Source organism: Desulfosporosinus sp. I2 (assembly GCF_000960765.1).
Classification (GTDB): domain Bacteria; phylum Bacillota; class Desulfitobacteriia; order Desulfitobacteriales; family Desulfitobacteriaceae; genus Desulfosporosinus.
In genome coordinates this window covers 1-1,277 of record NZ_JYNH01000279.1, presented here as the reverse complement: position 1 = coordinate 1,277, position 1,277 = coordinate 1, and the positions used below count along the sequence as shown (strand labels likewise).

At 49.8% G+C, this 1,277-nt stretch carries 1 protein-coding gene; it reads left to right on the top strand.

Annotation, left to right across the window (positions count from 1 at the left end):
- Positions 1–930, top strand: a 930-nt coding sequence (locus UF75_RS30610) for a hypothetical protein (RefSeq protein ID WP_242860436.1), incomplete at its 5' end; no start/stop codon positions are given.
- Between the last annotated feature and the right edge of the window lie 347 nt (positions 931–1,277).

The following is a 1,277-nucleotide window of genomic DNA, read 5'->3' as shown; positions in this document are numbered from 1 at the left end:
CCAATTTTACAGGGAGGTTCAAATTTGCTATATAAAATAATCGTCTTTGTCCTGCTGACTGTGGCAGGATTTTTAATTTGTCGGCAGATACTCAAGATACCCAGGTCGAGTATGAAGAAAAATATCAAGAACGTACAGGCGGAAAAAGAACAGACAGGGGCAAGGCTTTTAAACCTCTTTGTCATGCCTCTGGTCAAGCCGGTATCCCGGCTGATCAGGCTTGACCCGGAGAAGGAAGCAAAAATGGCGTCCATGCTGCGGCGCGGCGGGCTTGCCCTGACCCCGAAGGAATATCACGCGCGGGCTCTTATCTGTGCCGCTTTCACCCTGCCGCTCTTGCTTCTGCTTCTGGCGGTCGGAGCGACAAACATTGCCCCAGTAATCCTTATCTTTGCGGTGGTGGTGTATTTCCACTTTGTGACCGATCTGAAAGACAAATTGAAGGAGAAAAAAAGACTGATTGAAATGGAGCTTCCGAGCTTTGTCCGTTCCATCCTCTATAAGCTGGACGACATCAGGGACAACAACGAAAAAGCGGTTGTGCAGGTGGATCTGATCCAGATATTCGAGGATTACCTGAAGGTATCCAGCGAAGTCTTTTACTACGATATCGCAGTCCTGGTTATGGAAATGAAGGCAAAAGACATAGAGACCGCCCTTCGGAACTTTAATGAACGCATCGGGCTCACGGAGGTCTCCTTTTTGGTCAACGCCCTCACCGGCCTCTACCGCGGAGAGCATCAGGGCGAAGCTCTGATGTATCTTGCCAAGGACATGGACCTCAAGGCAAAGGAAGCCCTGCGGAAAAACCTCAACAGGCTGCCCGGCAAAATCAAGCTTGCGTCCATACCCCTTGTGGCAGTGACCCTTGCCAGTCTTTTATACGTCATCGGCTCTCACTTGATTAAGTCAATGGGGGGCCTTTTTTAGTGCGAAAAGGCGATAAGCAGCGAATTACTTCGTTGCACTGCGGTCGGAAAGTCCTCAAATACAGACAGTATGCTCCGGTCTTTCCGCCTTGTGCGCCTTGTACTTCTCGCTTCTGGCCTTTTCGCAGGCAACTAAAGTGAAAACGGGGCAACCCTTTTCAAATATAACTATATTTTTCGGAAAGGAGGTCAAATCCCATGAAAAAAAGGATCACAAGTGCCCTTTTAAGGACAAAAGGGCTGCTGCGGAGCAGGTCCGGCGATCAGATGACGGGCTGGCTGATTGTCGTCCTAATCGTCGTGGTCGTGGGTGCGGTTGTTATGACGTTGTACCAGGGCTCCATCACT